The 26,229-nt window shown below is 64.0% G+C and carries 25 protein-coding genes; 11 read left to right on the top strand and 14 right to left on the bottom strand.

The features are described 5' to 3' along the window. Positions 1-27 precede the first annotated feature (27 nt). Together ACVWYI_RS24150 and ACVWYI_RS24145 are read left to right on the top strand one after the other, a co-directional pair. The gene (locus tag ACVWYI_RS24150; protein WP_456663384.1) at positions 28-2,046 is read left to right on the top strand and encodes a hypothetical protein; all 2,019 of its coding nucleotides are present in this window, start codon (positions 28-30) and stop codon (positions 2,044-2,046) included. 277 nt (positions 2,047-2,323) lie between these two features. Continuing rightward, complete coding sequence (locus ACVWYI_RS24145; protein WP_247340650.1) at positions 2,324-2,761, top strand: hypothetical protein; 438 nt, start codon at positions 2,324-2,326, stop codon at positions 2,759-2,761. Between the two features lie 30 nt (positions 2,762-2,791). On the opposite strand, the gene ACVWYI_RS24140 is transcribed toward ACVWYI_RS24145, so the two are convergent. After that, complete coding sequence (locus ACVWYI_RS24140; RefSeq protein ID WP_247340649.1) at positions 2,792-3,802, bottom strand: AraC family transcriptional regulator; 1,011 nt, start codon at positions 3,800-3,802, stop codon at positions 2,792-2,794. 245 nt (positions 3,803-4,047) lie between these two features. On the opposite strand from ACVWYI_RS24140, the gene ACVWYI_RS24135 reads away from it, so the two are divergent. Beyond that, positions 4,048-4,218 carry a hypothetical protein gene (locus ACVWYI_RS24135; RefSeq protein WP_247340648.1) on the top strand — a complete coding sequence of 57 codons (171 nt, stop codon included), beginning with the start codon at positions 4,048-4,050 and terminating at the stop codon, positions 4,216-4,218. Positions 4,219-4,664: 446 nt separating this feature from the next. Here ACVWYI_RS24135 and rpmG read toward each other — a convergent pair whose 3' ends face one another. Both rpmG and ACVWYI_RS24125 read right to left on the bottom strand, forming a co-directional pair. Beyond that, positions 4,665-4,832, bottom strand: coding sequence for a 50S ribosomal protein L33 (gene rpmG / locus ACVWYI_RS24130; protein ID WP_247321864.1), 168 nt, complete (start codon positions 4,830-4,832; stop codon positions 4,665-4,667). Positions 4,833-4,955: 123 nt separating this feature from the next. Continuing rightward, positions 4,956-6,281 carry an LLM class flavin-dependent oxidoreductase gene (locus ACVWYI_RS24125; protein ID WP_456663383.1) on the bottom strand — a complete coding sequence of 442 codons (1,326 nt, stop codon included), beginning with the start codon at positions 6,279-6,281 and terminating at the stop codon, positions 4,956-4,958. A 217-nt stretch (positions 6,282-6,498) separates the two neighbouring features. Between ACVWYI_RS24125 and ACVWYI_RS24120 the strand changes: the two genes are divergently transcribed. Continuing rightward, positions 6,499-7,044: a hypothetical protein gene (locus ACVWYI_RS24120; protein WP_456663382.1), complete on the top strand. Its 546-nt coding sequence runs from the start codon at positions 6,499-6,501 to the stop codon at positions 7,042-7,044. On the opposite strand, the gene ACVWYI_RS24115 is transcribed toward ACVWYI_RS24120, so the two are convergent. Genes ACVWYI_RS24115 through topA form a run of 4 tightly spaced genes read right to left on the bottom strand, consistent with a single transcriptional unit; the run spans position 7,045 to position 13,383 of the window. After that, positions 7,045-7,806: an NUDIX hydrolase gene (locus ACVWYI_RS24115; protein ID WP_456663381.1), complete on the bottom strand. Its 762-nt coding sequence runs from the start codon at positions 7,804-7,806 to the stop codon at positions 7,045-7,047. A 33-nt stretch (positions 7,807-7,839) separates the two neighbouring features. Continuing rightward, positions 7,840-8,280: a DUF983 domain-containing protein gene (locus ACVWYI_RS24110; protein ID WP_247444317.1), complete on the bottom strand. Its 441-nt coding sequence runs from the start codon at positions 8,278-8,280 to the stop codon at positions 7,840-7,842. Next, positions 8,274-10,622, bottom strand: a complete 2,349-nt coding sequence (rnr, locus tag ACVWYI_RS24105) for a ribonuclease R (RefSeq protein ID WP_456663380.1) — start codon at positions 10,620-10,622, stop codon at positions 8,274-8,276. Before rnr ends, ACVWYI_RS24110 begins: the two co-directional genes overlap by 7 nt. 7 nt (positions 10,623-10,629) lie before the next feature. Further along, on the bottom strand, positions 10,630-13,383 hold the full coding sequence (topA, locus tag ACVWYI_RS24100; RefSeq protein ID WP_456649600.1) for a type I DNA topoisomerase: 2,754 nt from the start codon (positions 13,381-13,383) through the stop codon (positions 10,630-10,632). 228 nt (positions 13,384-13,611) lie between these two features. Between topA and ACVWYI_RS24095 the strand changes: the two genes are divergently transcribed. Then, on the top strand, positions 13,612-13,851 hold the full coding sequence (locus ACVWYI_RS24095; RefSeq protein WP_456649601.1) for a hypothetical protein: 240 nt from the start codon (positions 13,612-13,614) through the stop codon (positions 13,849-13,851). Between the two features lie 158 nt (positions 13,852-14,009). Here the strand turns inward: ACVWYI_RS24095 and ACVWYI_RS24090 are convergent, their stop codons facing one another. After that, a complete protein-coding gene (locus tag ACVWYI_RS24090) occupies positions 14,010-14,495 on the bottom strand; it encodes a winged helix-turn-helix transcriptional regulator (RefSeq protein ID WP_247340640.1) in 486 nt (161 codons plus the stop codon). Between the two features lie 119 nt (positions 14,496-14,614). Here ACVWYI_RS24090 and ACVWYI_RS24085 point away from each other — a divergent pair, with 119 nt between their 5' ends. Beyond that, positions 14,615-15,388 carry an SDR family oxidoreductase gene (locus ACVWYI_RS24085; RefSeq protein WP_456663379.1) on the top strand — a complete coding sequence of 258 codons (774 nt, stop codon included), beginning with the start codon at positions 14,615-14,617 and terminating at the stop codon, positions 15,386-15,388. A 176-nt stretch (positions 15,389-15,564) separates the two neighbouring features. Then, a complete protein-coding gene (locus ACVWYI_RS24080) occupies positions 15,565-15,747 on the top strand; it encodes a hypothetical protein (protein WP_247340638.1) in 183 nt (60 codons plus the stop codon). A 58-nt stretch (positions 15,748-15,805) separates the two neighbouring features. Here ACVWYI_RS24080 and ACVWYI_RS24075 read toward each other — a convergent pair whose 3' ends face one another. Next, positions 15,806-16,405 carry an FMN-dependent NADH-azoreductase gene (locus ACVWYI_RS24075; RefSeq protein WP_456663378.1) on the bottom strand — a complete coding sequence of 200 codons (600 nt, stop codon included), beginning with the start codon at positions 16,403-16,405 and terminating at the stop codon, positions 15,806-15,808. Between the two features lie 83 nt (positions 16,406-16,488). Here ACVWYI_RS24075 and ACVWYI_RS24070 point away from each other — a divergent pair, with 83 nt between their 5' ends. Beyond that, positions 16,489-16,899, top strand: a complete 411-nt coding sequence (locus ACVWYI_RS24070; RefSeq protein WP_247340636.1) for a winged helix-turn-helix transcriptional regulator — start codon at positions 16,489-16,491, stop codon at positions 16,897-16,899. Here ACVWYI_RS24070 and dprA read toward each other — a convergent pair. Next, positions 16,896-18,038 carry a DNA-processing protein DprA gene (gene dprA, locus ACVWYI_RS24065; RefSeq protein WP_247444308.1) on the bottom strand — a complete coding sequence of 381 codons (1,143 nt, stop codon included), beginning with the start codon at positions 18,036-18,038 and terminating at the stop codon, positions 16,896-16,898. The genes ACVWYI_RS24070 and dprA overlap by 4 nt on opposite strands. A gap of 90 nt (positions 18,039-18,128) precedes the next feature. Between dprA and ACVWYI_RS24060 the strand changes: the two genes are divergently transcribed. Beyond that, positions 18,129-19,373: an amidase gene (locus tag ACVWYI_RS24060; protein ID WP_456663377.1), complete on the top strand. Its 1,245-nt coding sequence runs from the start codon at positions 18,129-18,131 to the stop codon at positions 19,371-19,373. Here the strand turns inward: ACVWYI_RS24060 and ACVWYI_RS24055 are convergent. From ACVWYI_RS24055 to ACVWYI_RS24040, 4 genes are all read right to left on the bottom strand, one after another. Continuing rightward, positions 19,365-20,558 carry a patatin-like phospholipase family protein gene (locus ACVWYI_RS24055; protein WP_456663376.1) on the bottom strand — a complete coding sequence of 398 codons (1,194 nt, stop codon included), beginning with the start codon at positions 20,556-20,558 and terminating at the stop codon, positions 19,365-19,367. The genes ACVWYI_RS24060 and ACVWYI_RS24055 overlap by 9 nt on opposite strands. A gap of 147 nt (positions 20,559-20,705) precedes the next feature. Then, complete coding sequence (gene plsY, locus ACVWYI_RS24050; RefSeq protein WP_456664569.1) at positions 20,706-21,302, bottom strand: glycerol-3-phosphate 1-O-acyltransferase PlsY; 597 nt, start codon at positions 21,300-21,302, stop codon at positions 20,706-20,708. Positions 21,303-21,349: 47 nt separating this feature from the next. Continuing rightward, on the bottom strand, positions 21,350-22,651 hold the full coding sequence (locus ACVWYI_RS24045; protein ID WP_456663375.1) for a dihydroorotase: 1,302 nt from the start codon (positions 22,649-22,651) through the stop codon (positions 21,350-21,352). Positions 22,652-22,656: 5 nt separating this feature from the next. Then, entirely contained in the window at positions 22,657-23,604 is a 948-nt protein-coding gene (locus tag ACVWYI_RS24040) for an aspartate carbamoyltransferase catalytic subunit (RefSeq protein WP_247340632.1), read from the bottom strand. A 133-nt stretch (positions 23,605-23,737) separates the two neighbouring features. Between ACVWYI_RS24040 and ACVWYI_RS24035 the strand changes: the two genes are divergently transcribed. Together ACVWYI_RS24035 and ACVWYI_RS24030 are read left to right on the top strand one after the other, a co-directional pair. After that, positions 23,738-24,496, top strand: coding sequence for a M15 family metallopeptidase (locus ACVWYI_RS24035; protein WP_456663374.1), 759 nt, complete (start codon positions 23,738-23,740; stop codon positions 24,494-24,496). Positions 24,497-24,515: 19 nt separating this feature from the next. Then, positions 24,516-26,159 carry an acyl-CoA dehydrogenase family protein gene (locus ACVWYI_RS24030; RefSeq protein WP_456663373.1) on the top strand — a complete coding sequence of 548 codons (1,644 nt, stop codon included), beginning with the start codon at positions 24,516-24,518 and terminating at the stop codon, positions 26,157-26,159. Positions 26,160-26,229 lie beyond the last annotated feature (70 nt).

Below are 26,229 nucleotides of genomic sequence, written 5' to 3'. Positions count from 1 at the left end.
GACAGACGAAGACCAGGGAGACGACTCATGAAGCTGGCTCGACAAATCTGGATCTGTATTCTTGCGCTCGGCGCTGCGATTGCGGTCGCGGGTGCACCGGCGTCCGCTCAGCAGCCACTCGACGGTCGGGTTCTCTTGGCGGGAGAGCCGATTGGCGGGGCGACAGTCACTCTCTGGAAGGCGGGTCCAGACGCGCCTGCCCAGCTCGCTCAGGCGCAAACCGGCGCAGATGGCCGTTTTGCGCTCAGCGTTCCACCTGCGGTCGGAAATAACGCGACGGTTTATCTGGTCGCCAAAGGCGGCACGCCCAGAGCAGCCACGAGCCAAGGCGTCACCAATGCCACCGCACTGATGGTATTGCTCGGGAATCCCGTACCCAGAACCGTCACCGTCAACGAGCTCACCACTGTGGCTTCGGCGTTCGTTGCTGCGCAATTCATCAAGGGAGAAGCGATCTCCGGTAATCCGCTCGGACTGTGGATTGCTGCCGGGAACGTCTCGAATTTGGTTGATCCCGCGACCGGTGGGTGGGGCAAAGTGCTTTTGGACCCGCTCAATAGCACCCAGACGACGACGCTCGCGAACTTGGACACCCTCGGATCGCTCGTCACGGCGTTCGCCACGGTAGCCAACGACGATTGGCGAGCCCGCTTTCTTAAGGCTGCGACCCTCCCCGACGGAACGACGCCCAAGAACGCCATTGATGCAATGGCTAGTATCGCCCGCCAGCCATGGGCTCAGCCTAAGGAAATCTTTGCGTTGTTCGACGAGGCGTATCCGCAACCCAAGGATGGGTCTCGACGAAAGGCTCCATTCGTGCCGTATCTGGCCTACGTTCCGGATGATTTCGTCCTGTCGCTTTGCTTCGCTGGAGGCGGCGTTTATTCGGCCGGCCGGCTGATGTTTGACGCCGAGGGCAATCTCTGGAGCGGGCAAAACTGGATGGCTGGGTCGCAGTCGGGCGTCAATCAGAGTGTCGGCGGCGGTGTCGTCAAACTTTCTCCCAACGGAACCGCTCTTTCGCCCCCGATCACCGGCTTCACCGGAATGGGGATTGACGGAGTCGGCTGGGGCACCGCCGTGACGAAAGACAAGGTGTGGGCCACAAGCTTCGACGGGAAGATCCTCGTACTGGATTTCGACGGTCGTCCCATCGGTACAGAGAACGACTTCCCGTTCAAAGAAAAATTTCTCGGCCTGATGGGCATCGGGGTCGCCGCGAATGGAGACGTCTGGATAGCCGACGGGTCGGACAATCAGTTGCTGTACTTTCCCGGCGGACGAGTGAAGGACGGCCGGATCGTAAAAGTCGCCGGACTGAAGTCTCCCTTCGACATCGTTATCGATGCCCAAAATCGCGTTTGGGTCAGCAACTCCCAGTCGGACAAGGTCGTGCGGTTCCCCGCGGACGATCCCTCCAAAGCGGAGTCATTCCGCGCCGGGATCGGTGTTCGCGCGCTCGCGCTCGACTCGAAGGGCAACGTGTGGGTCGCGAGTAATATGTCGCTCGACTTTCCGCCGCCCGTCATTCCGGATGGCGCGTCGATCATGGAGCAGTTCAAGATTGCCGCCGGACATATGCTCAAGGTCCTCGAAAGCCACCCCACTATGGTCACCGGCGTAGTCAATATGATCCGCCCCGATGGCTCTCAGCCTGCTTCGACCGGTTTCACCGGTGACAAGGCAATCAGCGTGCCCTGGGGCTTGAATATCGACGGCAATGACGACGTATGGATCGGCAACTTCTGGGGCCGTGGGGTGGTGCTGATGGCTGGAGACAACACGAAGGGCCATCCGGCAGGCACAAAGACGGGTGATGTCATCCACGTTTTCAAAGGCGGCAGCATCCAGATGCTGACCGACGTGTCGATCGACTCGGCCGGCAATGTTTGGGCGGCGAACAACTGGAACGACCTTAACGGCGCTGCCTCACCCAATCCGGTTCGCCCGACTTCGACGTGGGGTGGAGGTTCGGGCATCACCGTCATTTACGGAGTGGCAGCTCCCGTGCAACCGCCGCGCATGGGAATGATGCGCAAGCCATAACTGTCGTGATTGCCGCGTCCATGAGTCGGATCGTGCAGGTTACCCGGTATCGTGCGGAGTGAACATGAAGGTAAATCGCACCGGCGGCGGAGCGGCGCTTGGGCAGGGGGATTAGAAGCCGTGGTTCGGACCAGGCGGTTGCTTCCATCTGGTCCTTCCTTGGTGACGCAATCAGAATCGGCGTGCGTCAGGATCATCTGATCCCGGCAAGGATAGCGTGGTTCGGCTTCCGAAGGCGGAGAGCTATTCGGACGGAGCACAACCGGCAGGTATTCCCATGAAGGGTTTGGACATCTTCATCATCAACACGATCAAACCATTTCTCATCGTGTTCGGCATTGCTACCGGCCTGTCATTGCCGTTCGCCATCGACATCCACCTTCTGACGCCGATGTTTGGCGGCCTCGTCGACTATACGCCTTCCAGCGTGCCAGCCCTGCGGCACTGGGGCATCATGGTCTTCGGGATCGGAGTGCTGATGGTGGTCGCTGCCTTTCGCCCATGGCTGCGCTTCGAGACCATGGTATTCAGCGCCATCGAGAAAGCTTTCATGGTCTTCTTGTGCATCAGCAATTTTGGGCAGCAGCCATGGGCCAAGGGCTACCTGCTTCCCTTTCTGCTCGACTCGACCATCGTCGCGTACAGCATATTGTTTTTCATCAGCAGCCAAGGGCGTCCGGAGTCGTGGTCGAGAAGCAAGATGATTGATCGATAGTCATGGCTGAGATCAACATGACCGAATCGATCATCTTGTCCTGATCACCTCGACTGGACCTTGGCGCGACGACGGGCGATCAGGAAAATCTTTGTAGTCAACTGGCGGACTTCTCAAGGTCTCCGAAGGCATTTCACCAAACAACGTTCGATAGGCGACCGAGAAGCGACCCAGCTCCCAAAAGCCGTGATCGGTGGCAATTCGGGTTACCGTTGTCGTCGAAGGAATCCCTTGCACCAGCGCGCGACGGGCAAGGTGCATTCTCCGCAAATTGAGGTAGCGGACAGGGCCCATTCCGACGTGCTCTTCACAGGCGAATCGCAGAGTTCTTTCTGCTACGCCGACGGCCGCGCATACGTCGGTCAGATACAGGGGCTTGTTTGGGTTCGCTTCCAGGAACTCTTCGAAGCGCGCGACGACGGTTTCATAGCGAAGATTGCGGCTGTTGGGCGTTGATATAATGCTGTCGGTCAAACATCTGATCAACACGTGAACAGATTGCTGTTCAAATGCCCGAACAAGTTCCGGAAGTTCGAAAAAGTTTGGCGTGGTCTTGGCAATGTGTTCTGCCGTCTCATGGAGCGCCAGCAATCGCCTCACGAGGTCTGGCCTTGGCCGAATGACGTGTTTGGTGCGCTCAATATCAAATTCGCGACCTGCTATCGCCTTGCTCGCCCTTACTAGTTCTTCTGGCGCAAGAGAAATACATCCGAGGTGGAAATCTCCCGTGGTCCTCATGTGCTGTACTTCGTAGTCTTCCGAGATCAATTCACCTTGCGACAACAATCGGCCGCAGTGATACACCTCTGGCTGAGCTTCCGAGAGAAAGGTGAATACCTTGCGGCCGGGCCGCACCGTCCCTTTGTGGACACGTGGCAATTGTTCATGAAATCGCTGCATCCACAATTCGTTCATCACGATTTGCGTCACCTGGCCTCGAAATTCTCCCTTGGCGGTGGGAAATATTCGCATGTCGGAGGCACGAACGTTCGTCTGATACGGGAACGGATCGGTAAAGCTGAGAACTTTGCTCCAAGCCATTTTCCAATCTCCACTCAGCAATTACTAGGTGCGACGGTCGGATCGAGCGCCTGTCCTGGGAAACAAAAATCGACGAGAACTATGCAACGGTAGCAAAATAGAAGTTAGAAGAATCTGCCGCATTTGCATAGCTCCCGGTTGCGTCAGTGTGACAAGCTAATCCCGCGGGACACAAACAATGATCCGGGAACGCCTCGGGCCGGCATCGGTTGGGAACGACCAACTCGAATGCTTTGAGGGCCGCTATGCAAGAGGAACACCTGACCATCGACCAGTGCGACGAACTAGCGAAAGCCCTGCGTGAAGATGCCGCTCGCTTACCGCATGGACCGGAAAGGGAAAACCTTTTGCAATTGGCGAAGGGTTACCACGCCCTTGCAAACATGAAAAAAATGGTTCTTGCTGCGATGAATTGATTGTGTCCAATGGCCGATGATGGCGGTTATCGGCCCGTTGTCGACATCGAGCGACTCGGCTTCAGCGTCGTCTTCTGCGCGCATAGCGGACGCGACATTTCCAGAAGCACGCGTCCTCGCGCTCTCGCGCCCCGGACGCAGCGCAACGCTTCTTCAGTGGTGCGCGGCAGAGCCGGGGCCCACGTCTCCTGCACCGTGTTGTGTTGCTTTCTGGATCCCGGCTCGGCGCAGCAGCGTTTCACGCTGCAGCGCGTCCGGGACACGAGAGAGAACGTGCGGGGCGCAGTCGCAGCCCTCGCGCCAACGCCGGGCGTCTGGTTGCCGGCCGCCTTTCCGGAAGCTTTCCGAAATGTGAAAGCGCTTGCATCAGCGCAGACACGGAGAGAGGCACAAATAAAAACGGGGCCCGAAAGGGCCCCGCAAAACTCAGCAGCGTTTAGCCGATCTTACTTGATCTTGGCTTCGCGGAATTCGACGTGCTTGCGCGCGACGGGATCGTACTTCTTCTTGACGATCTTGTCGGTCATGGTGCGCGAATTCTTCTTGGCGACGTAGTAGAAGCCGGTGTCGGCCGAGGACACGAGCTTGACCTTGATGGTGACCGCTTTGGCCATGTTCTGAACCTCAACAATAAGGGAATCTGGAGCCGGCCAAACGGCCCGCGTTGGGCGGCAACCTAGCCAGAAACCGCCTGATGTCAAGATTTTAGGGGTCGAAAAGCACTCAAATCGGCCCGATCACCCCTCGAAGAACCGGTTTTTCGGCCGCGGCAGGCCCAGATTCTCCCTCAAGGTGGGCCCTTCATACTCTTTGCGGAAAATCCCGCGCCGCTGCAGCTCCGGCACGACCTTGTCGACGAAGTCGTCGAGGCCGGCGGGCAGGAACGGGAACATGATGTTGAAGCCGTCCGAGCCGCGCCCGACCAGCCATTCCTCCATCTGGTCGGCGATGGTTTTTGCGGTGCCGACGAAGGACAGCCCGCCATAGCCGCCGACGCGCTGGGCGAGCTGGCGCACCGTGAGCTTGTCGCGCGCGGCGAGGTCGACCATGCGCTGCCGGCCGCTCTTGCTGGCATTGGTCTCGGGGATTTCGGGCAGCGGTCCATCGGGATCGAAGCCGGAGGCATCGGTGCCGAGGATGACGGACAGCGAGGCGATGGCGCTGTCGTAGTGCACGCGGCTGTCTAGCAACGCACGCTTCTCCTTGGCCTCGTCGACGCTGTCGCCAACCACCACGAAGGCGCCTGGCAGGATTTTCAGATGCTCGGGGTCGCGGCCGATCTTCTCCATGCGGCCCTCGATGTCGGCATAGAGCTTTTGGCTGTCGGCGAGGCTGCCGCCGCCGGTGAACACGGCCTCTGCTGTCTCGGCTGCAAGCTGCCTGCCGTCTTCCGATGCGCCGGCCTGCACGATCAGCGGCCAGCCCTGCACGGGGCGGGCGATGTTGAGCGGCCCGCGCACCTTCAGATATTTTCCGTTGTGATCGAGTACATGCATCTTCGCGGGATCGACGAACACGCCGCTTTCGACGTCGCGCACGAAGGCGTCGTCGGCGAAGGAATCCCAGAGGCCGGTGACGACGTCGTAGAACTCGCGGGCGCGCTTGTAGCGCTCGGCGTGCTCCATGTGGTCGTCGAGGCCGAAATTCAGCGCGGCATCCGGATTCGAGGTGGTGACGATATTCCAGCCCGCACGTCCGCCGCTGAGATGGTCGAGCGAGGCGAAGCGCCGTGCCACGTGATAGGGCTCGTCAAAGGTGGTCGAGCCGGTCGCGATCAGGCCGATGCGCTCGGTGACGGCGGACAGCGCCGACAGCAGCGTGAACGGCTCGAACGAAGTCACGGTGTGGCTGCGCTTGAGCGCGTTGACCGGCATGTTCAGCACGGCGAGGTGATCGGCCATGAAGAAGGCGTCGAACTTGCCGGCCTCGAGCTTCCTGATCAGCGTCTTGATGTGGCCGAAATTGAAATTGGCGTCCGGCCAGGCCCCGGGATAGCGCCAGGCGCCGGTGTGGATGCTGATCGGGCGCATGAACGCGCCGAGCTTGAGTTGCCGTTGTGCCATCGCCCCGTATCCGTTCCTTGTGTGGTTGGAGAAGACATAGGCACGCCGGGGAACTCCGCCATTGGTAAGAGCGGGAAGATTTTTTTGTTTTTCGCGACGCACTCAGCACAATTCCGTCATTCCGGGGCGCGAGTCTGGAACGACGGCGAGGGGCTATCGAACCGATCCGCCGCTCGCTCCGACCAAGCCATGACTTCGGCTCGTGAGGAGGCCTTCAATGGCAGACGCTATGACCGTGGACGGCAGTATCGTCCGCATCGACCGGCCCATGCCCTGGGTCGGGCGGCTGCTGTCGTTGCCGCTGCTGGCGGCGAGCGGCTATCTGCTGTGGAATGTCGCGCTCGGCCTGCGCCAGGATTTTGCCGGCTTCGGAAGGCTGGCCGATGATCTCGTGCCGGTGCTGGTGTTCACGGGGCTCGGGCTGCTCGTCGGGATTCCCGGAATCATCCTGTTGACGTTCCGCTATTTCGTCGTGCTGAACGAGACGCTGCGCCAGATCGTCATCACCAGGCAGTTCGGTCCGCTGAATTTTCGCAAGCATCGCGATCTCGCCGATTATCATTTCATTGGCATCACCGACGACTACGATCCGCAAGCGACGACGTACGACGTCAATCTGTGCGGCAACAAGGGCACCGAGCCCATCGCGCTGATGAGCTTCACCAAGCGCGAGGAAGCCAGCCAGCTCGCCAACGAGCTCGGGCGAGCGCTGAACCTTCCCGCGCGCGACTATGTCTCCACCGAGCTCGATGCGGACGAGTAGTCAGCTCAAAATATCCTTCTGCATCTTGCCGCCGTAGAAATGGAAGAACGGCACCGGCGCATCGTGACGGAGCGGGCCGGTAGCAAGGCGCGTGTGGAGTTCGTTGAGTACATTGCGGGTCATCGGATGCAGATCGGCGAGCGGCTTTGAGCCGAGCTCGACCCAGATCAGCTCGACAAGTTCGGCATCCGCATGGATCACGCCTTCGACGTGATGGGTGATCGCGGAGGCGTCCGCCGTGAAGAAGCGCGTGTCGAACCGCTTGACGCGGCCGGGCGGGGTGATCGCGCGCGCGATCAGGAACAGGCTGGAGGGATCGGGCAACAGGCCAGCATCCGCGAACGGCTTCCAAGCACCTTCGAGTTTGGCTTTGCCCTCGAACTTGTCCTGAATCTTGCGCCCGAGGCAGAGGCCGGTCTCCTCACAGGCTTCGCGGATCGCGGCAATGGCGAGCGACTTCGCACGCGAGGCCGGGGTCTTCGGGCTGCCCTTGGCGAGATTGGCTTCGAGCTCGGCGGTGATCGGCGCCGCGCACGGCACGCGATAATCGTCCTTGTCGACGCGGCCGCCGGGGAAGACGAACTTTCCGGGCATGAACACCACCTTGTCGTGGCGTTTGCCGACCAGGACTTTGGGAACGGCGCCGCTGCGATCGACCAAGATCAGTGTGGCCGCATCCCGGGGACGGAAATAGGGATGGTGGTCGGCTTCCTTGCCGTCGTGGATCTTTGCCTTCTCGGCTGTCTGCGACGTATCCGTCATGTCCTCACCCAAACCGCTTCTTGTTTATTTTGCTTACACCGGCGGAATACCATCCTGTGGGTTCTCGTCAAACCCGTGCATACGCAGAGCCCATTGCAATCCGACCACGGCGCCCTTGACCGGCTGCAGCAGTGCGAGCGAGGCGACGAAGGTGAAGGGCAGGTAGGCCGCGAAGCTGATCCAGACCGGCGTGGTGTAGTTGGTCTCGATCCACAAAATAGTCGGCACCACGATGTGGCCGACGATGACGATGACGAGATAGGCGGGCAGATCGTCGGCGCGATGCGGCGTGAAATCGAGGCCGCATCTGGAGCAATTGTCCGCGGTCTTCAGGAAGGCGCGGAACAGCTTTCCTTCGCCGCAGCGCGGGCAGCGGCCGCGAAAGCCGCGCTTCATGGCAGTCCAGACGTCGCGCTTCTCGACGAGGCCGGTCTCGCGGGTCCAGATTTTTGGGGCTGTGCTTGTTGTCACCACGCCTTGCCCTTCTGTCCTTTGCCTTTTCCCTTGGCCTTTTTGCCCCTACCGGGCTTCTTCTGCTTCTCCGGCTTGCCTTTCTTGGCTGGACTACGCCCGGGATGCGCCTTGAACGAGGGGCGGCGTTGCGGACCAGATGACCTGCGGTGCCGTGGCGCGGTTTCGCCCGTGGAGGACAGCAGCTCGAAGCGTAACGCGCCTGCGATGGGTGCTGCTTCGATCAGGCGGACGGCGACGACGTCACCGAGCTGATGCATGGTGCCGCTGCGCGTGCCGACCAGCGCGTGGCGGCCTTCGTCATAGTTGAAATATTCCGCGCCGAGGGATCGGATCGGGATCAATCCGTCGGCGCCGGTCTCGGCCAGCTTGACGAACAGGCCGGCGCGCGTGACGCCGGAGACGCGGCCCTGAAAACTCGAGCCGATGCGGTCGGCGAGGTGATGGGCGATCAGGCGGTCGACGGTCTCGCGCTCCGCCTTCATCGCGCGGCGCTCGGTCACCGAGATGTGGGCGGCGACCTCGCCGAGAGTTTCCGGCGTCTCGCTGTCGGGCAACGCGCCGTCGCCGAGGCCTAGCGCGCGGACCAGGGCGCGGTGCACGACGAGGTCGGCATAGCGGCGGATCGGCGAGGTGAAATGTGCATAGCGGCGCAGGTTCAGGCCGAAATGACCGTAATTCTCCGAGGAATATTCCGCCTGCGCCTGGGCGCGCAGCACGACTTCGCTCACCAGCGGAAAGTGGTCGTGGCCTTCGAGCTGCGCCAGCACGCGGTTGAACAGAGCGGGACGCAGCGCGCCGCCCTTTGCGAAGGGGACGTCCAGCGTCGCCAGGAACTCGCTGAGCGCGTGGACCTTCTCCAGCGTCGGCTCGTCATGCACGCGGTAGATCAGCGGCAGCGACTTCTTCTCGAGCATCTCCGCCGCCGCGACGTTGGCGAGGATCATGAACTCTTCGATCAGCTTGTGCGCGTCGAGCCGGTCAGGCACGACGACGCGGTCGACCGTGCCGTCGCTGTTCAGCAGGATCTTGCGCTCGGGCAGATCGAGATTGAGCGGATCGCGTTCGTCGCGCGCGCGCTTGACGCAGGCATAGGCGGCATAGAGCGGTTTCAGGATCGGATCGAGCAGGGGGCCTGTGGTGTCGTCGGGCCGGCCGTCGATCGCGGCCTGCGTCTGCGCGTAACTCAGCTTCGCTGCCGAACGCATCAGGATGCGGTGGAACGTATGCGAGCGCTTGCGGCCGTCGGGGCCGATCACCATCCGCACCGCGAGCGCGCCGCGCGGCTCGCCCGGCACCAGCGAGCAGAGATTGTTGGAGATGCGCTCAGGCAGCATCGGCACGACGCGGTCGGGGAAATAGACCGAGTTGCCGCGGTCGAGCGCGTCGCGGTCGAGCGCGGTGCCCGGCTGGACGTAGAAGCTCACGTCCGCAATGGCGACGTTGACGATGAAGCCGCCTCTGTTGTGGGGATCGTCATCCGGCTGCGCATGCACCGCGTCGTCGTGATCTTTCGCGTCCGGCGGATCGATGGTGACCAGCGGGACGTCGCGCCAGTCCTCGCGGCCTTTCAGGTTGGCCGGCTCAGCCGCTTCGGCTTCGCGCTCTGCCGCGGGGCGGAATTGCAGCGGAATGTCGTGCGCGTAGATCGCGATCAGGCTGATCGCCTTCTCCGACTTGACCGAGCCGAGCTTCTCCTTGACGCGGCCTGATGCCAGGCCGAAGCCGCGCGAGCGGATGATGTCGACGCTGACGAGATCGCCGTCCTGCGCGCCGTGCATCTCGGTCGGGGCGATGTTCAGCTCGCGGTCGGCGGACTTCTTGTCGACCGGAATGATCCGTCCGCCGCCTTCGGGCAGGCTGCGGAAGACGCCGAGGATGCGGGTCTTGGTCTTGTCGAAGACCTTGATGATGTGGCCGCGATAGGCCGGGCCTTCGGTCTCATCGGAGCGCTCGACGCGCAGCAGCGCGCGATCGCCGACGCCGGCCGCGGTGCCAGGCTTTGGCCGGCGCGGCATTGTGATGAGGATCTTTGGCGGTTCGCCGCCTTCGACCTCGTCCCATTCGGTGGGGGAGGCGACCAGCTCGCCGTCAGCGTCGCGGCCGGTGATGTCGGCGACCAGCGTCGGCGGCAGGCTGTCGGGCTCGGAGATGGTGTGGCGTTTTTTCTTGACGAGACCGTCGTCGGCGAGCTCGCGGAGCATGCGCTTGAGCTCGACGCGATCGGCGTTCTTCAGGCCGAACTCGCGCGCAATTTCGCGGGTTCCGACCTTTCCGGGATTTGCCTTGATGAAGGCGACGATGGCGTTCCGGTCGGGAAAGCCACGGCCATTGTTACGTTTCACTTAGCCTCTAATTGGTGCCGGCACTCTTCTTGGCCGGAGCTTTGGCGCCAGCTGCCTTGGTCGGCGACGTCTTGATGGCCGAAGTCTTGGCCGACGACGACACGGCGGCGCGCGCCTTGCTGGTGGATTCGGATTTAGGTTTGGCCGCCTTCTTCGCGGCCGGCTTTTTGGTTTTTGGCGCGGCGTCATCGCCGCCCGCGGCCTTCTTGGCCTTGGCCTTGGCCGGCTTCGCCGTCTTCTTCGGTTTCTTGCCGCCACCCTTGGCCGCGCGTTCGTCGATCAGCGCGATCGCCTGCGGCAGCGTGATGGCGTCTTTCTCGATGTCGCTCGGGATCGTCGCGTTGACGCCGCCGGCTGTGACATAGGCGCCGTAGCGGCCGCCCTTCACCGTGACGGTGCCGAGGGTGGGATGATCGCCGATCGCCTTGCCGGGGTCGGCGCCGAAGCGGCGGCTCGGGCCCTTGGCGATCTTCTCCGCGATCAGCGTGACCGCGCGGTTGATACCGATGTCGAACACTTCGTCGCCGGCCTCCAGGCTGGCATAGGTCTTCTCGTGCTTCACGAACGGCCCGAAGCGGCCGAGACCGGCCGTGATCGGCTCACCGGTCTCCGGATGCTTGCCGATCTCGCGCGGCAGCGACAGCAATTTGAGCGCAAGCTCAAGCTCGACATCGCCGGGCGAGGTGCCGTTCGGAATGCCTGCGCGCTTCGGCTTCTCGCCTTCGGCATAATCCTTGGCCTCGCCGAGCTGGATGTAGGGCCCGAACCGACCCGCCTTGACCCAGACATCACGACCAGTATCAGGATCCTGGCCAAGCGAACGGTCGGCGGTCGCCTCGCCGTCGGCGGCAAGCTGACGGGTGTAGCGGCATTCCGGATAGTTCGAGCAGCCGACGAAGGCGCCGAACTTGCCGGCCTTGAGGTTGAGCCGGCCGTTGCCGCAGCTCGGACACTGCCTGATGTCGCCGCCATCCGTGCGCGGCGGATAGATGTGCTGTCCCAGCACCTCGTCGAGCACGTCGAGCACCTGCGCGACGCGCAGATCCTTGATCTCGTCGACGGCGCCGATAAAGCCGGTCCAGAAATCCTTCAGCACCTGCTGCCAGGAGATCTCGTTGTTGGAGACGCGGTCGAGCTGCTCTTCCAGATTGGCAGTGAAGTCGTATTCGACGTAGCGGGCGAAGAAGCTTTCGAGGAACGCGACCACGACGCGGCCCTTGTCCTCGCCGTGCAGGCGCTTCTTCTCCAGCTTGACGTAACCGCGGTCCTTCAGGACCTGGAGGATCGAGGCATAGGTCGAGGGTCGGCCGATGCCGAGCTCTTCCATGCGCTTGACCAGCGAGGCCTCGGAGAAGCGCGGCGGCGGCTCGGTGAAGTGCTGGGTGACGGCGAGCGACTGCCGCTTCAGTGCGTCGTTCGGGCTCATCGCGGGCAGGCGGCGGGAGTCCTCGTCCTCCTCGTCGTCGCGGCCTTCCTGATAGAGTGCGAGGAAACCGTCGAACTTCACCACCTGGCCGGTCGCGCGCAGATCCAGCGTGCGGCCGCCGGCTTTCGCCGTGATGTCGACCGTGGTGCGCTCGAGTTCGGCCGATTCCATCTGGCTCGCAATGGTGCGCTTCCAGATCAGCTCGTAGAGTCTCGCCTGATCGGCATCGAGCCTGCGGCTCATGCTGTCGGGGCGGCGGGACATGTCGGTCGGGCGGATTGCTTCGTGCGCTTCCTGGGCGTTCTTGGCCTTGGCCTGGTACTGGCGCGGCGCGTCGGGCACGTAGGCGTTGCCGTAATCCTCGCCGATCACCTTGCGCGCCTGGGTGATCGCGGACGGATCGATCTGCACGCCGTCGGTACGCATATAAGTAATGAGTCCGGTGGTCTCGCCGCCGATGTCGATGCCCTCATAAAGCCGCTGCGCGATGCGCATCGTGTGCGCCGGCGCAAAGCCGTATTTGCGGCTGGCTTCCTGCTGCAGCGTCGAGGTGGTGAAGGGCGCCTGCGGATTGCGCCGGGCCGGCTTGGCGTCGACGGAGGTAACGGCAAAGGCCGCTGTTTCCAGCGCCTTCTTGAAGTCTTCCGCTTCCGCGCCGGTGCCGATGTCGAGACGCTGGATCTTCTTGCCGTCGGCGCCGATGAGACGCGCCTCGAAGGCATCGCCGCGCGGCGTCAGCAGGGTCGCGACCAGCGACCAGTATTCGCGGGCGACGAACTTCTCGATCTCGAGTTCGCGGTCGCACACCAGCCGCAGCGCCACCGACTGCACGCGACCGGCCGAGCGGGCGCCGGGCAGCTTGCGCCACAGCACGGGGGAGAGGGTGAAGCCGACCAGATAGTCCAGCGCGCGGCGCGCCATGTAGGCGTCGACCAGCGCGCCGTCGATCTGGCGCGGATTCTTCATCGCGTCCGTGACGGCCTGCTTGGTGATGGCGTTGAACACCACGCGCTCGATCTTGTGGTCTTTCAGCGCGCGTTTCTCTTTCAGCACCTCCAGCACGTGCCAGGAGATGGCCTCGCCCTCGCGATCAGGGTCGGTCGCGAGAATCAGGCGGTCAGCGCCCTTCAGGGATTTTGCGATGTCGTTGAGCCGGCCGGCCGCTTTGGGGTCGATCTCCCAGATCATCTTGAAATTGGCATCGGGATCGACGGAGCCGTTCTTCGCAGGCAAGTCCCGGACATGGCCGAACGAGGCCAAAACCTCGTAGGACGAGCCCAGATACTTGTTGATCGTCTTGGCTTTCGCCGGCGACTCCACAATGACGATATTCATGTAGTTCCAGTAACTTACGGGGAAATTTGGGGCCGAATTCGATGAGATTCGGGTCGGCCGTTTCGTCCCGAACATGGGTGGTGCGACCCTCGCTGTCAAATCGAGGGCTGTTGAAAGCCGTCCCGATGGGAAAAGTTTCATATCGAGAAAGTTGCAAAATACCACCTTTGAGTTGCGGTCGATGTCGGCGTAATGTTTCTGCGGGGATATGGATTCAGGTGGGGTCTGGTGACTAGGCCAGGAAAGAAGCGGGCGCGCGCCGTATCAGGCGCGTCGGGAGGCTCGCGTCACGAGGAACCGGGCGAGGGCGGCGTCGAGGAGGCGGTAGCCTTCATCACCGAGCAGGTCGGCGCATTGCGCAAGCTCGCCGAGCGGCACAAGCTCGACGTGCTGCATTATCTCCTGGGGATGACCAAGCTGGAAGCCGACGAGCATCTGCGGCTGCGGAGCAAGCGCAAGCTGTCGTGAGGGCGCCGGCCAGTATCAGACCCGTCATCCTGAGGTGTGAGCGGCGCGATGCATGGCATCGCGCCGGGAGCCTCGAAGGATGAGCGGCTGGGATGCAGCCAGGCTGTCATCCTTCGAGGCTCGCCCTGCTTTGCAGGACGAGCACCTCAGCATGACGGTCAACGATCTGAGCGCGCTGCAGCCGACCGCCGCCGCGGCGCCGGCCGCGGCTTCAGCATCGTATCCGCGGGACTGAGCAGCCGCCCGTCCTCGGCGCGCATTTCGAGCTTCTTCACCGGGCGGCCCTTCTCGCGATCGACCAGAATCGTCGCGATCTCCTCCGGGTGATCGTCGAATTCCTCGCTCCATTGCCGCAGCGCCACCAGGATCGGGAAGGTGCCGCGGCCCTTCTCCGTCAGCACATACTCCTGATACGCGCTGCCGTCGGAAGCGGGGGCGGTTGCCAGAATGCCGTGGTCGACCAGCACACGCAGGCGCGCGGACAAAATGTTCTTGGCCATGCCGAGCTTGTTTTGAAACTGGCCGAAGCGGCGCAGGCCGAACCGCGCCTCGCGGATGATCAGCAGCGACCACCAGTCGCCGATTGCGTCCAGTGATCGCGCAATCGGGCAGGCATCGCCCTCGAAGCTCGTTCGTTTCACCATCGTCTTCGTTCCGTCGTGCCGTGCGTTTTGACATCAGTCACGCGCTTGTGTGGTTGCATCATAAAACCATAGGCCCTAGATGGCAATCTAGTTTTATGATGCAACCACTGGAGGCGAGCGTGAGACTGAAGAACAAGACGGCCCTGATCACCGGCGGCAACAGCGGCATTGGATTGGCAACGGCGAAACTTTTCGTGGCCGAGGGCGCCAAGGTGGTGATCACCGGGCGCAACAAGGAGACGCTGGAGGCGGCGGCGAAAGAGCTTGGCCCGAACGCGCTCGCGCTCGCTGCCGACGCCACTGACATCGCCGCGACGGAAGCTGCAATCAAGAAGGGCGCCGAAAAATTCGGCAAGTTCGACATCGTGTTCGCCAATGCCGGGATCGCCGGCGGCACGCCGCTCGGTTCGTCGACGCTGGAGGTCTTCGAGAAGGTCATCCGCACGAACCTCACCGGCGTGTTCTTCACCGTTCAGTCGGCGCTGCCCTATCTCAACGATAATGCCTCGATTGTCCTCAACGGCTCGGTGATCTCCGTGCTCGGCATTCCCGGCTACTCGGCTTACGGAGCTGCGAAGGCGGGCGTGCGCGCGATGGCGCGGGTCATGGCATCAGAACTGTCGCCGCGCGGCATCCGCGTTAACGTGGTCGCGCCCGGCGCGACCCGTACGCCAATCTGGGGACCTGCGACCGCGACACCCGAAGCCGAGAAGGCGTTCGAGAAGCGGATCTCGCTGTCGACGCCGCTCGGCCGCATTGGTGAAACAGATCACGTTGCGAAGACGGTGCTGTTCCTCGCCTCCGATGATTCCGCGCATGTGCAGGGCCAGGAGATCTTCGTCGACGGTGGCGCGGTCGCTTCTCCGAGCGGCGCGCCGATCTATCGCGGCTGATCAATCTTTGCGAAAATTGAATCGGTCGGCGCCGCGGCAAGCGGTTGCGCCGGCCGGTTCCCTCGTCCTGCGAGACCTTTTTCTGAACCTTGCGTGAGGCGTTGAACCTTCGCTTGCGCTGCAAAGACCCTTTTACGGGCAGAGGGTCACAAGACTCATTTTCAAGGGAGCCCGATATGCCGAAGGCAGCTCGCATTTCTTCGTCGATTTCAGCACCGCGTATTTACGCCGAACGTTCCGCCATTCCCGCCAAGCGGTCCGACACCTCCGAGTTCATCGGGGTGGCTCTTTTCTCAGGCATCGGTCTGTTCGTTTCGCTCGTCGCCGTCATTCTCGGCGTTCAGGGCGCCTGGTTTTAGTTTCGTCGAACTCTCAGCCGCCGCCGGAGTCCGGCAGCGGCTGGTGTCGGCGTAAGCTTTACGCCGCGCGCAAGCTGGTGGCCGCCTCAAGTGCGCCAGCCACCGCTTTCTCGCGGTGATCCGGACCAACCTGAATACCGTCGGCGAAAATGAACTCGGGGCTGGTGATGCCGATGAAGCCGAACACCCAGCGCAGATAGGTTTCGAGATGCTCCCCGAGCGCGGCTGGGCCGTAATAGCCGCCGCGCGAGATAGCCACGATCACGCGCTTGCCGCCGGCAAGACCCTGCGGTCCGTTCGCCCCGTAGCTGAACGTCTTTCCCGCCACCAGGACCCGGTCGATCCAGGCCTTGAGCTGGCTGGGAATGGTGAAATTGTACATGGGTGCGCCGATCACGATGATGTCGGCGGCCAGGAACTCGTCCAGCACCGCCGCGCTCGCGGCAAGATCGGGTCCGAGCTCCGCCGGCGCAGGTGCGCCTTGTGCGGCGGCGAGGTGCGAGCCGGAGAGGTGGGCGAGGGGGGTCTGGGTCAGATCGCGATAGACGATGTCGAGCGACGGCGTCGCCTGTCGGAGCCGGTCGACGATAGCGGCGGAGACCTGCCGGGAGACGGAGTGGGGGCCGAGCACGCTGGAGTCGAGATGGAGGAGTTTCATTTGGGGTCACCCTGGTATATGTTTGTAACCAGAGCTACATGAGTGACTATCGAAATCCCCGCAAGAACGCACTTTTTTGAGCCATGGGCACATCCCTGAAACCTGCACACATCGATTTGCCTGCCTCACCGAGGCCGGATCCCAACCATGCGGACTGCCGCGGGGTCGGCTCCGTGCTGTCCCGCGTCGGCGACAAATGGAGCGTGTTCGTGATCATGATGCTTGGGGGCGGGCCGAGGCGCTTCAACGAGCTCAAGCGCATGATCAACGGCATCTCGCAGCGGATGCTGACCTTGACGCTGCGCGGGCTGGAGCGCGACGGCCTCGTCACGCGCACGATCTTTCCGACCATTCCGCCGCGCGTAGACTACGAGCTGACCGATCTCGGCCGCGGGCTGTCGCAGCCCGTCGAAGCTCTCGGCAAATGGGCGATGGACCATCTGGCGCAAATCGAGGCTGCAAGGACGCGTTTCGATCAGCGCAACGAAACCTAAAGCAGCGACACCAGACCACCGCCGTGGCGCTCGAGCCGGCCGGCGAGTTCCAGCTCCAGGAGCACGATGCGCACGATCGCGGGCGAGGCGCCCGACATCCGTACGAGATCGTCGATCGTGACAGGCGTGGGGCCGAGCAGGCCGGTGATCTGGTCGCGGTCGTGCCCTTGCGGATCGCTCTCGAACGGCTCGCTGTCGGGTTCTCTCGCCGGATGCATCAGCGGCCGCTCCATGATCGGCTGGATCGCGTTGACGACGTCGGCGGCTTCGGTGACGAGCGTCGCGCCCTGCTTGATCAGATCATTGGTGCCGGCGGCGCGCGGATCGAGCGGCGAGCCGGGGACCGCGAACACTTCGCGGCCCTGTTCGGCCGCCATGCGTGCGGTGATCAGCGAGCCCGAGCGGTGCGCCGCCTCCACCACGACCACGCCGAGCGCTGCGCCCGAGATCAGCCGGTTGCGGCGGGGAAAGTCGCGGGCGCGCGGCTCGTGGCCGAGCGGCATCTCGGAAATCGCCGCGCCTTCGTGGTCGAGGATGGAAGCCAGCAAATCGCCGTGCTCGGGCGGGTAGATGCAATCATGTCCACCGGCGAGCACCGCGATCGTGCCGCTTTCGACGCTGGCGCGATGCGCGGCCTGGTCGACGCCGCGGGCGAGCCCCGAGATGATGATAAAGCCGGCCTCGCCAAGCTCGCGGGCAAGCTGACCGGCGAATTTCAGTCCAGCGCCCGAGGCGTTGCGCGAGCCGACGATGGCGATGATCGGCCGCATTAACGTTGCACTGTCGCCGCGCACGGCGAGCAGCGGCGGTGCATCGTCGAGCGTTGCGAGCCGGGTCGGATAACCATCCTCGCCGGGCGCGAGCCAGGCGATGCCGAACCTGCGGCTTGCGGCAAGCTCGGCCTTCGCCTCGTCGGCGCTGCAGATGCGCGCCGAACGCTGCGCGCCACCACGGCTTGCGAGATCAGGCAGCCGCTCCAGCGCCGCGCGGGCCGTGCCGAAATGATTGACCAGCGAACGGAAGGTGCGCGGCCCGACATTGTCGGAGCGGATCAGCCGCAGGCGGTCGAGCCTGTCGGCCTCGGTCAGCTCCACGCTGGGATTGATGGCGTCCACGGCGGCTCCTTGCAGGCGCAGCATGGAACAACCTGAGGGCGTGGGCAACAGTGACGTGCGCTTGCGCGGTCTCGTCGCGATGCTAAAAGCGATGGCAATAAGAAGGGTATTGCCATGATCTCACTCGCCGATCTCCAGCGCCGCATCGAAGCCGGCGAGCTTTCGCCCGAGGCCGCCATCGCGCAATCGCACGCGGCGATCGAGGCCCGGGAGAAGGAGGTCCACGCCTTCGTCCGTCACGACAAGTCTGCGCAGGCGCAAGCCTCCGGTCCGCTGCGCGGCATCGCGGTCGGGATCAAGGACATCATCGACACCGCCGATTTCCCGACCGAGATGGGCTCGGAGATCTATCGCGGCTGGCAGCCGCGCGCGGACGCGCCTGTCGTGATGATGCTGAAGCGGGCGGGCGCCACCATCATCGGCAAGACCACGACCACGGCATTCGCCTCGCGCGATCCGACCCCGACGCTCAATCCGCACAATCTCGGCCATACGCCGGGCGGCTCGTCCTCCGGTTCGGCCGCGGCCGTCGGTGCCGGCATGATCCCGCTGGCGCTGGGCACGCAGACCGGCGGCTCGGTGATCCGGCCTGCGGCCTATTGCGGGGCTGCTGCGATCAAGCCGTCGTTCCGGATGCTGCCGACGGTCGGCGTCAAATGCTATTCGTGGGCGCTCGACACGGTCGGCCTGTTCGGGGCGCACGCGGAAGATCTCGCGCGCGGATTGCTGGCGATGACCGGTCGCACCGAATTCTCCGGCATCGTCGCGGCGAAGGCGCCGCGCATCGGCGTGGTCAGGCAGGAGTTTGCCGGCGCCGTGGAGCCGGCGGCCGAAGAGGGGCTGCAAGCCGCGATCAAGGCCTCCGAGAAGGCCGGCGCCAGCGTGAAGACCATCGATCTGCCGGAGGCGGTGCAGGAGGCCTGGCGCATCCATCCGATCATCCAGGATTTTGAGGCGCATCGCGCGCTCGCCTGGGAATTTTCGGAGCATCACGACGAGATCGCGCCGATGCTGCGCGCCAGCCTCGATGCGACCGTCGGCCTGACGCCGAAGGACTACGACGACGCACGCCGGACCAGCCGCCGCGGCCGCCGCGAGGTCAGTGAATTGTTCGAGGGCGTCGACGTGCTGCTCACCTATTCGGCGCCGGGCACGCCGCCGGCCAAGGACCTCGCCTCCACCGGCGACCCCCGCTACAATAGGCTCTGGACGCTGATGGGCAATCCTTGCGTCAACGTGCCGGTGCACAAGGTCGCGGGCTTGCCGATCGGCGTGCAGGTGATCGCGCGATTCGGCAACGATCCCGGCGCGCTTGCTGCCGCGTGGTTCCTGGAGAACGCGTTGGCGAAATCAGGCTAGCGCCGGTTCAGGTGCGGGAAGAGCGCGTTTGGCCTCCGCGCCTGTCGCGCCTTGCCCGAGCCAGCACTCCGCGGCCTCGCGCCCACTCCGGTGCAGCGTGCGAATGAAGCCGCGGCCGAGATCGGTGGATGAGCGCTGCGCCAGCCCGTCGACGAAATCTTCCGCGGCGATCCTGGAGAGCCGCAGCGAAGATGCCGCGTGCGATTGCGTCCATTCGATTGCCGCGATCTCGGCATTGAGGGCGGCATTGGCCGCGATCTGGTCGAGCCGGCGGTCGATCGCAGCGAGCGTGATCGGCACGTAGCTGTCGCGCGCCGGCGTGACCTGGACGAGCAGGATTTCGGAGCTTGTTGTGTCCTGCACGAGCCGCAGCAGCGGCGGATTGCCGCCGAGGCCGCCGTCCCAATAGGCCTCGCCGTCGATCTCCACGGCGCAGTGAACCAGCGGCGGACAGGTCGAGGCCAGCGCGACGTCGGCGGTGATCGCGTCGTTGCGGAAGATCTGCTGCTGCCCGTCGCAGATCCGCGTCGCCGCGATCAGAAGCTTCGGGCAGCGCGCGTCGCGCAAGGCGGAAAAGTTGATGTCGCGCGACAGCGCCTGCCGCAGCGGATCGAGATCGAACGGATCGAACTGGCCGGAGCGCAGCGTCGGACCGAACGCGACCGAGCTTCCCGCCGGCGAGAAGCCGCCGATCAACATCAGCGATCGGAACGAGGCCTCGTGCATCAGGCGGATCCAGAACCGGTTCAGCCGCGCGCGCGCGCCTTCACGACCGCCTTCCGCGAAACCGGAGGCGAGCAGCAGCGCGTTGATGGCGCCGGCGCTGGCGCCGCTGATGGTGTCGATCGCGATGGATGGCTCTTCCAGCAGTCGCTCCAGCACGCCCCAGGTGAAGGCGGCGAAGGTGCCGCCGCCCTGGAGTGCCAGCGACAATTTCTGCGGCGGCCATGGGTTGGCGCTGGGCCGCGCCGGCGCAACTGGTGCGGCCGCGATCACGGCCTCAACCGTCAGAGGAGCTTGCGCGATGCGAGCAGGCTGCGGCGCTGGGGGCGAAACGGGCACAGGCTTGGGAGCAGGAAACGGCGAGGGCACACTGGACCAGATGTCCGTCATCGAGAGCAGCCGGCTAGCCGCCGTGCCCTGCAAGCCACCTTCAACGTGCGCGCCGACAATTTTCTCGCTCATTCTGAGCAACCGCGTAGAGCCATGCCCATGATCAGGGCCAGGCCAGGAACCCATTCCACCATACAGCCGTGATTCGGCGGCAAGTTGCGAACAGCATTTGGGACATAATGCAGAAGGGGGCCACTTCGGTATCCGTAGATGCCCGGCTCAGGCCTTCTCGCCGATGCGGCTTTCCTTGCCCGATTGTAGCCGCTTGATGTTCTCGCGATGCGCGTAGAACAGCAGCAGCGTCAGCACGGCTGATAGCGCAGACAATGCAGGCTGGCCGAACCACCACAGGAACATCGGCGTGATGAAAGCCGCCACCAGCGCCGAGAGCGATGAGTAGCGGGTCGTGGCTGCGGTGGCGAGCCAGAGCAGGCAGAACACCACCGCTGCGGGCCAGATCAGGCCGAGCAGGATGCCGATATAGACGGCGACGCCCTTGCCGCCCTTGAACTTGAGCCAGACCGGGAAGAGATGGCCGAGGAAGGCGCCGAGCCCGGCCAGCATCGCGGCATTGGGACCCGCGATGTAGCCGGCGATCACCACGGCCACGGTGCCCTTGAGCGCGTCGAACAGCAGGGTTGCCGCGGCGAGGCCCTTGCGCCCCGTGCGCAGCACGTTGGTGGCGCCGATGCTGCCGGAGCCGATCGAGCGCAGATCCTGTGTACCGCCGAGCCTGGTCAGAATCAGCCCGAACGGAATCGAGCCGAGCAGGTAGCCGATGACGAAAGCCACCGGCAGGAAGGCTTCAAGCCCCATGTCTGAAAATCCCATGTCTGAAGATCCCATGGCTGCAGCTCCGCACGTCAGACATGCTCGTACACCGTCCGTCCGCCGACAATGGTGCGCACCACGCGGCCTGTAAAGCGGGCCTCGTCGAACGGCGTGTTCTTGCAGGGCGATTTGAGGTCGGCGGGATCGACCACCCAGGGGACATCGGGGTCGATCACGATGACGTCGGCCGGGGCACCTGTGCGCAGGGTTCCGCCAGGCAAGCTCAGGATCTCGGCCGGTCGGGTCGACATCGCCCGGATCAGCGTCTTCAATTCCAGCTCGCCATTATGCACGAGCCGCAGGCCCGCGGGCAGCATGGTCTCGAGCCCAACGGCACCGGGAGCGGCTTCCGCGAACGGCAGGCGCTTGCCCTCGACGTCCTGCGGATTGTGGTCGGACATGATGACGTCGAGAAGACCGGAGGCGACGGCTGCGACCAGCGCGCGGCGGTCGTCCTCCGTGCGCAGCGGGGGCGACAGCTTCAGGAATGTCCGGTAGGGCCCGATGTCGTTCTCGTTCAGCGCGAGGTGGTTGATCGAGACCGACGCGGTGACGGGGAGCCCGGTATCGCGGGCGCGTTTCAGGACGTCGAGCGAATCCGTACAGGACAGCGAAGCCGCGTGATAGCGACCGCCGGTAAGCGCGACGAGGCGCATGTCGCGTTCCAGCATCACGGCCTCCGCCGCGTTTGGGATGCCCATCAGGCCGAGCCTCGTGGCGAACTCGCCCTCGTTCATCACGCCTTCGCCGACCAGCTTGGGGTCTTCGGTATAATGCACGATCAGCGCGTCGAAATCGCGCGCGTAGGTCAGCGCCCAGCGCATCACCTGCGAGTTGGTGACGCTCCTGTCACTGTCGCTGAAGGCGACCGCTCCTGCGGCCTTCAGGAGACCGAACTCGGTCATCTCCTCGCCGTGCATGCCCTTGGTGAGCGCCGCCATCGGCAGGATGTTGACGATTGCGGTGTCGCGGGCGCGTCGCATCACGAAGTCGACGGTCGCTGAATTGTCGATGACAGGCTCGGTCTCGGGCTGGCAGATGATGGTGGTGACGCCCCCGGTCGCCGCCGCCTGGCTCGCCGAAGCAAACGTCTCGCGATGGCTGAAGCCGGGTTCGCCGACAAAGGCGCGCATGTCGATCAGACCGGGTGCCACGATCTTGCCGGAGCAGTTGACGATGTCGGTGCCTTCGGGGACGCCGGCAGCTCCAATGCCGCGGCGGGTCTCGCGGATGGTGCCGTCGGCGATCAGGACGTCGCCGATGCCGTCAAAATCCCTGGAGGGATCGACGACGCGGGCATTGGCAAGCAGAATGGGTCGTCGATCGATCAACATGGGCATCACGCGTTCGGAAGGTTACGGGCGAGCGCTTCCAGCACGGCCATGCGCACGGCGACCCCCATCTCCACCTGTTCGCGGATCAGGGACTGTGCGCCGTCGGCGACCGCCGTGTCGATCTCGACGCCGCGGTTCATGGGGCCGGGATGCATCACCAGCGCATCGGGTTTTGCGTAGGCCAGCTTCTTCTGGTCCAGCCCGAAATAATGGAAGTATTCGGAGGAGGAAGGCACGAAGGAGCCGTTCATGCGCTCGCGCTGCAGCCGCAGCATCATGACGATGTCCGCGCCGTTGAGCCCCTCGCGCATGTCGCGCGCAACCTCAACCCCCATCCGTTCGAGCCCCGGCGGCAGCAGCGTCGAGGGGCCGACGACACGGACACGCGCGCCCATGGTGTTGAGCAGGATGATGTTGGAGCGGGCGACGCGCGAATGCAGCACGTCGCCGCAGATCGCGACGACGAGGCCCTCGATGCGGCCCTTGTTGCGGCGGATGGTGAGGCCATCCAGCAGCGCTTGCGTCGGATGCTCATGGGCGCCGTCGCCGGCATTGACCACGGAACCGTCGACCTTGCGGGCCAGCAGTTCCACCGCGCCGGAGGCGTGATGCCGGACCACCAGGATATCCGGGTGCATGGCGTTCAGCGTCACCGCGGTGTCGATCAGCGTCTCGCCCTTTTTCATGGACGAAGAGGACACCGACATATTCATGACGTCGGCGCCCAGCCGTTTGCCGGCGAGCTCGAACGAGGATTGGGTCCGGGTGGAAGCTTCGAAGAAGAGGTTCACCTGCGTCCGTCCACGCAGGACGGTGCGCTTCTTGTCAACCTGGCGGTTGACCTCGACATATTCTTCGGACAGGTCGAGGAGGCCGGTGATGTCGGCCGCGGAAAGGCCCTCGATGCCCAGCAAATGCCGGTGGCCGAGGACGAAGGTCGATTTCGATGTCATTAAAACGAGAGCTATAGGCGGGGATGGCTGAGGGGGCAAGGGCCAAAGCCGAACCGGTGAGTTATCCCCTGATCTGTCTTGCTGGCATTCCGGGGCGATGCGAAGCATCGAACCCGGAACGAGGGAAGTTTCAATGCGCTCCGCTAGCCTGATTTTGATTGTACTTTTAACGGTCGCCTCAATCTCATCCGCCTACGCCCAATCGCTTCCCGGCGGTTTCGTCTATTTGCGCGACATCGACGCCAGCATCGTCCAGGACATCCGCTACGCCACCTCGAACAATTTCGTCGGCCGTCCGCTGGCCGGCTATGGCGCCGGTGAATGCGTCGTGAAGCGTGAGGTGGGGCTGCGGCTGAAGGCGGTTCAGCAGGAACTGGCGGGGCAAAATCTCTCGCTGAAGATGTTCGACTGCTACCGGCCGGCGCGGGCCTCGCTCGACATGGTCAGGTGGTCGCAGAACGGCCACGAGACCGCCGCCGAGCTGCGCTACAATCCCAAAATTCCCAAGACGGAGCTGTTCCGCCTCGGCTACATCGCGAGCCGCTCGCAGCATTCCACCGGCGCGGCGCTCGATCTCACCCTGGTCGATCTCAAAGCCGACAATTCGGGCAGATACGACCCGTCAAAAAGCTACGCCGATTGCACTGCGCCGGTCGAGGCGCGGCTGCCGGAAGGCAGCGTCGACATGGGCACGGGCTATGACTGCACCGACGTGAAAGGGCATACCGCCGCACCGTCGATCGATCCGGACCAGCGCGCCTGGCGCAGGCGGCTGGTGGCTGCGATGGCGAAGCAAGGCTTTGTGAACTATTCGAAGGAGTGGTGGCATTTTTCCCTGCCGAGAGCGGGCGGGGCGGCCTATGATTTCCCGATTCCGCCGCGGCGGAACTGATCCCGCGCCGAGAAACAAGATGACCCAGCCCAGCTTCGCGACTCACGAGGTCTTCAACCAGTCGCCGCCGCTCGAGGACGTCGACCTGTTCGCCATGGATCGGCCGCTAGTCGAGGCGGTGAAGGCCAATGGCGGCGCGGCGGCGGAACGGGCGCTGTCGGAGTTCGGGAGGCATTGGGGCTCGGCCGCGATGGCGGACCGCGGGCGCGTCGCGAACGAGAACACGCCGAAGCTGCGGACCTTCGATTCCAAGGGCAACCGCCGCGACGAGGTCGAGTTTCATCCCGCCTATCACGAGCTGATGGCGCACAGCGCGCATGCCGGCCTGCACAATTCGACGTGGACGACGGATGGAAAGCCTACGGGCGATGCCGCCGAGGTCATTCGTGCGGCAAAATTCTACATCGCCGCGCAAGTCGAGACAGGGCATCTTTGTCCGATCACGATGACGCGCGCCTCCGTCGCGGCGCTGGTGATGCAGCCGGATCTGCTCGGCAAGGTGATGCCGGTGCTGTCGACGAAGAGCTATGATCCCGCCTTCGCGCCGTGGTGGGACAAGCGCGGCATCACGCTCGGCATGGGAATGACCGAGAAGCAGGGCGGCACCGACGTGCGCGCCAACATGACGCGGGCGGTGCGCGATGGGGATGCCTATCGCATCACCGGCCACAAATGGTTCATGTCGGCGCCGATGTGCGATGCGTTCCTGGTGCTGGCGCAGGCGGAGCAGGGGCTGACCTGCTTCTTCATGCCCCGGTTTGCACCTGATGGCTCGGTCAACGCGATCCAGTTCCAGCGTCTGAAGGACAAGCTCGGCAACCGCTCCAATGCCTCGTCCGAGGTCGAGTTCGTCGGCGCCTATGCGGAAGCCGTCGGCGAGGAGGGCAAGGGCATCCGCACCATCATCCAGATGGTGCAGCTCACGCGCCAGGATTGCGCAATCGCCTCCGTCGGCCTGATGCGCTCGGGGCTCGCGCACGCGCTGCATCACACCCGTCACCGCAGTGTGTTCCAGAAGCATCTTGCCGATCAGCCCTTGATGCAGGCGGTGCTGTCGGACATGGCGCTGCATGTCGAGGCGAGCGTCGCGCTGATTATGCGGCTCTGCCGCGCCTTCGACCGCACGCCGCACGATGCGGCGGACGCCGCCTATATGCGGCTGCTCACGCCCGCGATCAAATACTGGACCTGCAAGAGCGCGCCGGCGTTTCTCTACGAGGCGATGGAGTGCCTCGGCGGCAATGGCTATGTCGAGGACGGCATTCTGGCACGTCACTACCGGGAGTCGCCGGTCAACGCGATCTGGGAAGGCTCGGGCAATGTGATGTGCCTCGACGTGCTGCGCGCGCTCTCGCGCGAGGCGGATGCGGCGATGGCGGTGCTGCAAGGACTTGCGGCTGAGACGAAGGGCTTGTCCGGAGCAGGCGAGGCGATCACTTTCATCGGCGAGAGCTTCCGCCGGGCGGACGGCGAGCGCGTCGCGCGGCTTGCGGTCGAGAAGCTGGCCCTACTTGCCGCAGCCGCCGCGCTCAACGCTGTGTCGCCCCGCCATGCCGAGCTGTTCGCCGTCACTCGGCTCGCGGCTAACCACGCCAGCATGTATGGCGCGGTGGAGCTGGAGAGCGGCGAGGTGCGTGCACTGCTGGAGCGGGCGCTGCCTTGAACGGGGCATGCTGGAACCACATCGTCATGGCCGGGCACATCCGTCCGAAGGACGGCGTCGCTTCTGCTTC

The sequence above is a fragment of the Bradyrhizobium sp. LB13.1 genome, from assembly GCF_054056815.1.
Note: the sequence above shows the minus strand (reverse complement) of the source record. Positions and strands in the feature narration are given on the sequence as shown.

Coding starts and splice junctions, on each gene's coding strand:
- ACVWYI_RS24150 (WP_456663384.1), top strand. CDS start 28: ATGAAGCTGGCTCGACAAATCTGGATCTGTATTCTTGCGCTCGGCGCT.
- ACVWYI_RS24145 (WP_247340650.1), top strand. CDS start 2,324: ATGAAGGGTTTGGACATCTTCATCATCAACACGATCAAACCATTTCTC.
- ACVWYI_RS24140 (WP_247340649.1), bottom strand. CDS start 3,802: ATGGCTTGGAGCAAAGTTCTCAGCTTTACCGATCCGTTCCCGTATCAG.
- ACVWYI_RS24135 (WP_247340648.1), top strand. CDS start 4,048: ATGCAAGAGGAACACCTGACCATCGACCAGTGCGACGAACTAGCGAAA.
- rpmG (WP_247321864.1), bottom strand. CDS start 4,832: ATGGCCAAAGCGGTCACCATCAAGGTCAAGCTCGTGTCCTCGGCCGAC.
- ACVWYI_RS24125 (WP_456663383.1), bottom strand. CDS start 6,281: ATGGCACAACGGCAACTCAAGCTCGGCGCGTTCATGCGCCCGATCAGC.
- ACVWYI_RS24120 (WP_456663382.1), top strand. CDS start 6,499: ATGGCAGACGCTATGACCGTGGACGGCAGTATCGTCCGCATCGACCGG.
- ACVWYI_RS24115 (WP_456663381.1), bottom strand. CDS start 7,806: ATGACGGATACGTCGCAGACAGCCGAGAAGGCAAAGATCCACGACGGC.
- topA (WP_456649600.1), bottom strand. CDS start 13,383: ATGAATATCGTCATTGTGGAGTCGCCGGCGAAAGCCAAGACGATCAAC.
- ACVWYI_RS24090 (WP_247340640.1), bottom strand. CDS start 14,495: ATGGTGAAACGAACGAGCTTCGAGGGCGATGCCTGCCCGATTGCGCGA.
- ACVWYI_RS24080 (WP_247340638.1), top strand. CDS start 15,565: ATGCCGAAGGCAGCTCGCATTTCTTCGTCGATTTCAGCACCGCGTATT.
- ACVWYI_RS24075 (WP_456663378.1), bottom strand. CDS start 16,405: ATGAAACTCCTCCATCTCGACTCCAGCGTGCTCGGCCCCCACTCCGTC.
- ACVWYI_RS24070 (WP_247340636.1), top strand. CDS start 16,489: ATGGGCACATCCCTGAAACCTGCACACATCGATTTGCCTGCCTCACCG.
- dprA (WP_247444308.1), bottom strand. CDS start 18,038: ATGCTGCGCCTGCAAGGAGCCGCCGTGGACGCCATCAATCCCAGCGTG.
- ACVWYI_RS24060 (WP_456663377.1), top strand. CDS start 18,129: ATGATCTCACTCGCCGATCTCCAGCGCCGCATCGAAGCCGGCGAGCTT.
- ACVWYI_RS24055 (WP_456663376.1), bottom strand. CDS start 20,558: ATGAGCGAGAAAATTGTCGGCGCGCACGTTGAAGGTGGCTTGCAGGGC.
- plsY (WP_456664569.1), bottom strand. CDS start 21,302: ATGGGGCTTGAAGCCTTCCTGCCGGTGGCTTTCGTCATCGGCTACCTG.
- ACVWYI_RS24045 (WP_456663375.1), bottom strand. CDS start 22,651: ATGTTGATCGATCGACGACCCATTCTGCTTGCCAATGCCCGCGTCGTC.
- ACVWYI_RS24040 (WP_247340632.1), bottom strand. CDS start 23,604: ATGACATCGAAATCGACCTTCGTCCTCGGCCACCGGCATTTGCTGGGC.
- ACVWYI_RS24035 (WP_456663374.1), top strand. CDS start 23,738: ATGCGCTCCGCTAGCCTGATTTTGATTGTACTTTTAACGGTCGCCTCA.
- ACVWYI_RS24030 (WP_456663373.1), top strand. CDS start 24,516: ATGACCCAGCCCAGCTTCGCGACTCACGAGGTCTTCAACCAGTCGCCG.